Consider the following 7,396-nt stretch of genomic DNA (forward strand, 5'->3'; position numbering starts at 1 on the left):
CTGCGACCAACGGATTAAAAGTCCGCTGCTCTACCAGCTGAGCTAACGACCCGAAGAAGAAAGATTATAGGGGGTGGCCAGGATTCTGTCAAACGCTGCCGGCAACTTTTTCCCCTGAGTCGGCTTCAACTTACTTTTTGCCGGCGCGCTCCTTGGCCGTCTGCGCGGCGCTCGAATCGGGGTAGCGGGAGATCAGCGCGTTCAGGGTCTTGGTGGCGTTCGGCTTGTCTTTCAGCTCCGTGTAGCAGCTGGCGATGTTGAGCATGGCGTCCGGCGCCTTCGGGCTGTCCGGGTAGTTCTTCAGCACCAGTTGCTGGGCGCTGATGGCGCTCTTGCAGTCGCGCTGGGCGTAATAGGCGTTGCCGAGCCAGTACTGCGCATTGGCCGCGTAGGCCGATTCCGGGTAGCGCTTGACGAACGCGTCGAGCGCGGTGGCGGCCGCCTTGTAGTCGCCCGACTTGAACACGCCAAAGGCGGTGTCGTAGGCGCTCTGCTCGGACACGCCGACGGCCGCTTCCTGGCCGTCGATGGTGACCTGGCGCGGCTCGAGCTTGCGCAGGCGCACATCGAGATCGGTGTAGAAATCTTTCTGGCGTTTTTGCACGGTGGCCAGTTCATTGCCCAGCACTTCGATCTGGCCGCGCAGGCGCGCGATTTCCTGCATCGTCTGGTCATGCTGGTTGATCAGGCCGAGGGTGCTGGTCTTGTCGGCCTTCGCTTCAATCCGTTCGCTCAGGTCGCGCGACAGGGCGTCGACCTTGCTGCGCAGTTCCAGGATGGCTTTGCGGGCTTCGTCGTCGTCGAACAGGGCTGCGTTGGCGTGCAGGGGCAGGCAGGTGAAGGCTGCCATCAGGGCGGCGGCGACGCCGGCTTTCGAGAATGTCATCATGGATCGGGCTTTCAAAAGTTACGCATACATGCAAACGGGGCGCCGGGCGGTAATCCGCGCGGCGCCCCATTATTATGCCTGTGACTGGCCTCAGGCAAGCGCCAGAACGAAGGCCGCTCGCCTGTTACAGGGCCAAACTATCAATAAACGATGTCAGCGCGGCGGTTTTCAGCCCAGGCTGCTTCGTTGCTGCCTTGTGCTTTAGGCTTTTCTTTGCCCAGCGACACGGCTTCCATCTGGCCTTCCGGTACGCCCAGGGCCGACAGCGACTTGCGCACGGCTTCAGCACGTTTCTGGCCCAGGGCCAGGTTGTACTCGGCGCCACCGCGTTCATCGGTGTTACCCTGGATCAAGATCTTGCGCGCTGGGGTTTTCACCAGGTAGCCGGCGTGGTTTTGTACCACAGCGGTGTCTGCTTCGCGAACGACGTATTTGTCGAAGTCGAAGTAGATGCTGCGGTTGGCCAGCACGCCTTTCGGATCGTCCAGCGGATCGACCGAACCGGTCGTTACTGGCTGAACCTGACGTGGGTCGGCCGGCGCTGCTGGTGCGGCTTCTGGCGCGCGCTCGACAACTGGGGTTTCTGCCAGTTTTACTGGGGTGCTGCAAGCGGACAGCAGGGTCGCTGCGGCGGCGATGAAAGCCAGGCTTTTGAAGTTACTCATTTTTATATTCTCCGGGTCTATGGTTAAAGGTGCAACTGTACAGCATTTACTTCATGAAAGGACCCCAGGTGGGCTCCTTGATATTGCCAGCTTGCGTAGTCAAACGCTGTTTGACGCGGCCATCCACCGATACCACTGCCAGCGACTTGCGTCGTCCGGATTCGGTCGCGTACATGATATATTTCCCGTTGGGCGAAAAGCTCGGTGATTCGTCGTTGGCGGTGTCCGACAGGCGCAGTTCCTGGCCACTAGCCAGGTCGAGCGCGTAGAGCTGGAAATTGCCGTCGCGACGGGAAATATAAGCGAGTGTCTTCCCGTCGGACGAGATCCGCGGGCTGATGTTGTACGAGCCGCCAAACGTCACGCGCTTGGCTTCGCCGCCGCTGACCGGCATGCGGTAGATCTGTGGTCCGCCGCTGCGATCGCTGGTGAAGTAAATGCTTTGACCATCGGCCGAAAATTGTGGTTCCGTGTCGATGCCGCTGCTGTTGCTGACACGGCGCAGGCCGCTGCCGTCGGCGCCGACGGTATAGACCTGGGTGTGTCCGTCACGCGACAGGGCCACGGCCAGGCGCGAGCCGTCCGGGCTCCAGCTCGGCGCCGAGTTGCTGCCTTTTTCATTCGAAACGACGGTGCGCTGGCGTGTTACCAGATTTTGCACGTAGACGATCGGTTTTTTCTTTTCAAACGATACATACGCCACCTTGGTGCCGTCCGGCGACCACGACGGGGAGATGATCGGCTCGTTCGAGCGCAGCGCGACCTGGATGCCTTCGCCATCGGCGTCGGCCACTTCCAGGCGGTATTCGCGGCCGGACTGGGTCACGTAGGCGATGCGGGTAGCGAACGCGCCCTTGCTGCCGGTCAGTTTTTCATAGATATCGTCGGCAATCTTGTGCGCCAGCAGGCGGTTGAACTGCGGCGCGGCCGCGTTGTTCATGCTCGACAGCTGGGCGCTCTTGACGGTATCGAACAGCTTGTAGCGCACGTCCAGGCGACCATCGGCCAGCGCCTGCACGCTGCCGGCGGCCAGCGCGTCGGCGCCGCGCGACTTCCACTGCTCGTAGCTGACCGGTGCCGTTTCCGACATTTCCGCGCCATCGATAATCTTGAACACGCCGCTGCGCGCCAGGTCGGCCTTGATGATGCCCGACAGCGATTGCGGCGCCACCGATTCATTGGCGAAATTGGCAATGGCAACCGGGATCTGGTTGCTGCCGATACCGGTAATTTCCACGCGCAGCTGGGCCTGGGCACCGGAAGCTCCCAGCATCAGGCCGGCGCACAGCACCACGTAACTCATTTTTTTCATGATCATCATTGATTATTCCTTCATCTCGAATATGAGTTCAATTTCACGCTCCACGCTGCCGTCTTTTTTCTTCGGCAGTGGCGACGATTTATTAATGGCATTTTCCACCGAGCTGTCATACGCCGGCAGTCCGCTGCTCTTGATCTTTCGGACAGAAATAATTTCCCCAGTTGGCAGTTGCTCGATCCTGAACACGGCGCGCGGGTTGCCCGGCACGTCGGTGCTACCGCTGTATGCGATATTGCCCTTGATCTTGGCCGTCAGGGCAGCGACATAGCCGCTGTCCTTGCGTGGCGCGGTCGCTTTCGCGGCCGTGCCTGCCGTGCCGTTGCCTGCTGCACCAGTAATGCGGCTCATTTCATCGGCACGTGCCTTGTCGGCGGCTTTCTTGTCTTCCGCCGCTTTTTTCGCCTTGGCGGCTTTTTCAGCTGCTGCCGCTTTTTTCTCGGCCGCTTCCTTCTCGGCCTTTTCCGCAGCGGCTTTCTCGGCTTTTTCAGCCTTTTCCTTTTCCTTCTCTTTCTCTTTTTCCTTCTCTTTGGCCAGCTTCGCTTTTTCCGCCTTGTCGGCTTTTTCTTTTTCCAGCTTCTCGGCCTTGTCTTTTTCTTTCTGCTTCTGTTTGTCCAGTTCGCGTTTTTCTTCCTCGCGTTCCTTCTGTTCCTGCTTGCGGCGTTCCTCGGCGGCGGCCTTGGCCTTCTCTTCCTTCTGCTTGGCTTTCTTGCGTTCGAGCGCAATTTCCGCTTCGCGCAGGTCGACCTTCGGCTCGGGCGCGGCCACTGGTGGCGGCGGCGGGGGGGCAGGCTGCTCCACTTCCGGCTCGGGCGGCGGCGGTGGCGCCGGCGTTGGCTCCGGTTCGGTCGACACTTCCGGTGGCGGCGCGGCTGTCTGCACCTTCAGGTCCCACACTTCCGCTTCCACCGCGACCGGTTCCGTACTTTGCCAGTGTACGCCTACCCACAGGAAAAACAGCAAGCCAAGATGCATCGCCAGCGCCAGGCCCAGCGCGGGCCAGCGGCTGCGTTCGCGCGGCACCCGGTAAGGGACGCCCAGTACATGGTCGGTAGGTTTCGTCTGCAAAGTTCGGTCTTTAAAACGTCGGGTTCAATGGGTGCAATTACTTGGTGGCCAGGCCGACGCGGTTGATGCCCATCTTTTTCGCTTCCGAAATCAGCTGGATCACATCGTCGTACTTGCTGTCCTTGTCGCCCGCGATCAGCACCGGATAGTCCGGATTACTTTCGTGCAAGCCACGCAGCTTGCGCAGCAGGGCGTCGCGGTTCGGTTCGGTTTCCGGCGCCAGCTGTTCCTTGCCGATCACGCCGATCGACAGCGAGCCGTTCGGTTTCAACACGATCTGGATATAGTCATCGGGCGGCTTGGCCGTCTTTTCTGCGTTGGGCAAATTCACCACGCTCGGATTGTTCGACGACGGCATCACCATGAAGATAATCAGCAGCACCAGCATCACGTCGATATACGGCACGACGTTGATCTCGGACTTGAACTTGCGCCCGCGTCCGCCCCGCATGCCGCCGCTATTGAATGAGGAACCCATCAGCAGTCCTCCTTGTTAGCGCGACTGGCGCTGCAGGATGTTGGAAAATTCTTCGACGAAGCTTTCGAAGCGGATCGCCAGGCGGTCGATATCGTGCGAGAAACGGTTATAGGCGACCACGGCAGGAATCGCCGCAAACAGGCCGATGGCGGTGGCGATCAGCGCTTCGGCAATGCCGGGCGCCACCGCTGCCAGGGTTGCTTGCTGCACATTGGCCAGGCCGCGGAAGGCATTCATGATGCCCCACACGGTACCGAGCAGGCCGATGTACGGCGAGACGGAACCGACCGACGCCAGGAAGGCCAGGTGCGATTCGAGTACATCCATTTCACGCTGAAAGGCGGCGCGCATGGCGCGGCGGGCGCCGTCGAGCACGGCGCCCACGTCCAGCGCCTCGCGCGAACCGTAGGACGCCTTGCCCTTGATGAATTCCCCCATGCCGGCATCGAAAATGCGAGCCAGCGCGCCGCTCTGGTCGCGGTTGCCGCTGGCGCTCTGGTGCAGTGCGTGCAGGTTGCCGCCGGCCCAGAAGCTGCGTTCGAATTCGATCGTCTGCTTGCGCGCCTGGCGTACGGCAAACATCTTGCGGAAGATATAGGTCCAGCTGGTCAGGGAGATCAGCAGCAGCAGGGCCATGATCAGCTGCACGATCAGGTGGGCGTTGGTGATGAGCGCGAGGAAAGAAAGATCTTGTGTAACGTTCATTGGCAGGCAGTCTGTTGGGTGAATTATCCGAAGGGTGGAACAGCTCAGGCGGCGCGCATGCGCTGGGCCACGGCATCAGGTATCGCGCGTGGCCGCATGCCTGAGTCGACGCAGCCGATCTTGACCTGGGCGGTGTTGAGCAGGGTCTCGTCGCGCCAGGCCTGTTGCAGGAACACGATGGAAGCGCGTCCCAGTTTGGCTATGCTTAACGTTAATCTTACCGTGTCATCGAGTTTGGCTGGCGCATGATAGTCGGCGTTGACGCTTTTTACCACGAACAGCGCGTCATGTTCCTCCAGCAATTGCTGCTGGCCCACGCCGATCGCGCGCAGCCATTCGGTACGCGCGCGTTCAAAGAACTTCAGGTAGTTGGCGTAGTAGACAATGCCACCTGCGTCGGTGTCTTCATAGTAGACACGGACATTCCAGGTAAAGACTGAAGGCATGTTCAAAGCGCCGGTAGTGAGATTGAGCAACATTTTACGCGATTTTTCTTATCATGACGGAAAGCGCTTGCCGAAATGCCATGTGATTAGTACTTACTTTTTGGCAGCCATCGCGCCGCAGCATAGTGCAAGACTGCTGAACACTATGACAAGCTTCGTAACATACGCTTACATGGCTGCGCCAGGTTTAAGGTCAGCTTAAAGAAAAGCAACTTTCCAGGCGTGACGAAACTATTGTGCGGCCGTCATCGCATGGCGCGCGGGGATTATAGCCGCAGCGTGCGTGGTGCGCTGCTTTCCTTGCTCAATTTGGGTACTTAACTTACAATTTGGCTTCCATTACGTCTCACGTGACTGGCGAAAAGTCGCAACGATCCCCATTTTGGTGCGATCATTGCCGGCGAAAGGTGGGCATCCACCGGGAAACGTGAGATTTCATCAGCCGTTCGCCTGGGCAGCCCACCGATGGAATTGCGCGAAGAGGCTGCCTTTCCGTTGTTGTTATTCACGTAACGCCGGCTCCCCTCATTCGATCCCTGCCAGTACAAAGCACCCACATCTTTGGAGTTTTTACATGTTTGCAAAAGATCACACCCTCGCCAACGTCGATCCTGAACTGTTCGCCGTTATTCAAAAAGAAAACACGCGCCAGCACGACCATATCGAACTGATCGCGTCGGAGAACTACACTTCGCCAGCCGTAATGGAAGCGCAAGGCTCGCAACTGACGAATAAATACGCCGAAGGCTATCCAGGCAAGCGCTACTACGGCGGCTGCGAATACGTCGACGTTGCCGAGCAACTGGCGATCGACCGCGTCAAGCAATTGTTCGGCGCCGAAGCGGCCAATGTGCAGCCGAACTCGGGCTCGCAAGCGAACCAAGGCGTGTTCTTCGCCATGCTGAAACCGGGCGACCTGATCATGGGCATGTCGCTGGCCGAAGGCGGCCACCTGACCCACGGCATGCCGCTGAACATGTCTGGCAAATGGTTCGACGTGGTGTCGTACGGCCTGACGGCCGAAGAAGACATCGACTACGAAGCCATGGAACGCCTGGCCCGCGAGCGCAAACCTAAGCTGATCATCGCCGGCGCATCGGCGTTCTCGAAAAAGATCGACTTCGAACGCTTCTCCAAGGTCGCCAAAGAAGTGGGTGCGTACTTCATGGTCGACATGGCGCACTACGCCGGCCTGATCGCCGCCGGCCTGTATCCGAATCCGGTACCGTTCGCCGACTTCGTCACCTCGACCACGCACAAGTCCTTGCGCGGCCCGCGCGGCGGCATCATCCTGATGAAGGCCGAGCACGAAAAGGCCATCAACTCGGCGATCTTCCCCGGCATCCAGGGCGGCCCGCTGATGCACGTGATCGCCGGCAAAGCCGTTGCCTTCAAGGAAGCGCTGAGCCCTGAATTCGTCGAATACCAGAAGCAGGTCGTGAAAAACGCCGACGCGCTGGCCAAGACGCTGATCGCGCGCGGCCTGCGCATCGTCTCGGGCGGCACCGAGTCGCACGTGATGCTGGTCGACCTGCGCGCCAAGAACCTGACGGGCAAGGAAGCCGAAGCCATCCTCGGTTCCGCGCACATCACCTGCAACAAGAACGGCATCCCGAACGATCCGCAAAAACCATTCGTCACCTCGGGCATCCGCCTGGGCAGCCCGGCGATGACGACGCGCGGTTTCAAGGAAGCCGAAGCGGTGCAAGTGGGTAACCTGATCGCCGACGTGCTCGACAATCCGCATGACGCCGCCACCATCGAACGCGTGAAAGCGGCCGTGAAAGTGCTGGCTGATGCGAACCCGGTGTACGCTGCCTGACCCGC

Annotated in this window: 8 protein-coding genes and 1 riboswitch; of the genes, 1 reads left to right on the forward strand and 7 read right to left on the reverse strand. The window is 59.8% G+C overall.

Annotated features, from left to right (window positions below; translation table 11 throughout):
- Positions 1-130 precede the first annotated feature (130 nt).
- The 7 genes from ybgF to ybgC all read right to left on the reverse strand — a co-directional run bounded on the left by ybgF (position 131) and on the right by ybgC (position 5,569).
- A complete protein-coding gene (gene ybgF / locus RTQ46_RS26875; protein ID WP_312440673.1) occupies positions 131-889 on the reverse strand; it encodes a tol-pal system protein YbgF in 759 nt (252 codons plus the stop codon).
- Between the two features lie 140 nt (positions 890-1,029).
- Complete coding sequence (gene pal, locus RTQ46_RS26880) at positions 1,030-1,554, reverse strand: peptidoglycan-associated lipoprotein Pal (protein ID WP_312440674.1); 525 nt, start codon at positions 1,552-1,554, stop codon at positions 1,030-1,032.
- A 46-nt stretch (positions 1,555-1,600) separates the two neighbouring features.
- The gene (tolB, locus tag RTQ46_RS26885; RefSeq protein WP_409518385.1) at positions 1,601-2,866 is read right to left on the reverse strand and encodes a Tol-Pal system beta propeller repeat protein TolB; all 1,266 of its coding nucleotides are present in this window, start codon (positions 2,864-2,866) and stop codon (positions 1,601-1,603) included.
- A 12-nt stretch (positions 2,867-2,878) separates the two neighbouring features.
- On the reverse strand, positions 2,879-3,940 hold the full coding sequence (gene tolA / locus RTQ46_RS26890; RefSeq protein WP_312440676.1) for a cell envelope integrity protein TolA: 1,062 nt from the start codon (positions 3,938-3,940) through the stop codon (positions 2,879-2,881).
- 37 nt (positions 3,941-3,977) lie between these two features.
- Positions 3,978-4,418, reverse strand: a complete 441-nt coding sequence (locus RTQ46_RS26895; protein ID WP_312440677.1) for an ExbD/TolR family protein — start codon at positions 4,416-4,418, stop codon at positions 3,978-3,980.
- 15 nt (positions 4,419-4,433) lie between these two features.
- Positions 4,434-5,123, reverse strand: a complete 690-nt coding sequence (tolQ, locus tag RTQ46_RS26900) for a protein TolQ (protein ID WP_102122543.1) — start codon at positions 5,121-5,123, stop codon at positions 4,434-4,436.
- Between the two features lie 44 nt (positions 5,124-5,167).
- Positions 5,168-5,569: a tol-pal system-associated acyl-CoA thioesterase gene (gene ybgC / locus RTQ46_RS26905; protein ID WP_312440679.1), complete on the reverse strand. Its 402-nt coding sequence runs from the start codon at positions 5,567-5,569 to the stop codon at positions 5,168-5,170.
- A 340-nt stretch (positions 5,570-5,909) separates the two neighbouring features.
- A riboswitch (ZMP/ZTP riboswitch) is annotated at positions 5,910-6,032 on the forward strand.
- Positions 6,033-6,143: 111 nt separating this feature from the next.
- Here ybgC and glyA point away from each other — a divergent pair.
- The gene (glyA, locus tag RTQ46_RS26910) at positions 6,144-7,391 is read left to right on the forward strand and encodes a serine hydroxymethyltransferase (protein WP_312440680.1); all 1,248 of its coding nucleotides are present in this window, start codon (positions 6,144-6,146) and stop codon (positions 7,389-7,391) included.
- Positions 7,392-7,396: the final 5 nt, after the last annotated feature.

It is taken from the genome of Janthinobacterium sp. (genome assembly GCF_031995485.1).
In the GTDB taxonomy this organism is placed as follows: Bacteria; Pseudomonadota; Gammaproteobacteria; order Burkholderiales; family Burkholderiaceae_D; genus Janthinobacterium.

Coding starts and splice junctions, on each gene's coding strand:
- ybgF (WP_312440673.1), bottom strand. CDS start 889: ATGATGACATTCTCGAAAGCCGGCGTCGCCGCCGCCCTGATGGCAGCC.
- pal (WP_312440674.1), bottom strand. CDS start 1,554: ATGAGTAACTTCAAAAGCCTGGCTTTCATCGCCGCCGCAGCGACCCTG.
- tolB (WP_409518385.1), bottom strand. CDS start 2,866: ATGAAAAAAATGAGTTACGTGGTGCTGTGCGCCGGCCTGATGCTGGGA.
- RTQ46_RS26895 (WP_312440677.1), bottom strand. CDS start 4,418: ATGGGTTCCTCATTCAATAGCGGCGGCATGCGGGGCGGACGCGGGCGC.
- tolQ (WP_102122543.1), bottom strand. CDS start 5,123: ATGAACGTTACACAAGATCTTTCTTTCCTCGCGCTCATCACCAACGCC.
- ybgC (WP_312440679.1), bottom strand. CDS start 5,569: ATGCCTTCAGTCTTTACCTGGAATGTCCGTGTCTACTATGAAGACACC.
- glyA (WP_312440680.1), top strand. CDS start 6,144: ATGTTTGCAAAAGATCACACCCTCGCCAACGTCGATCCTGAACTGTTC.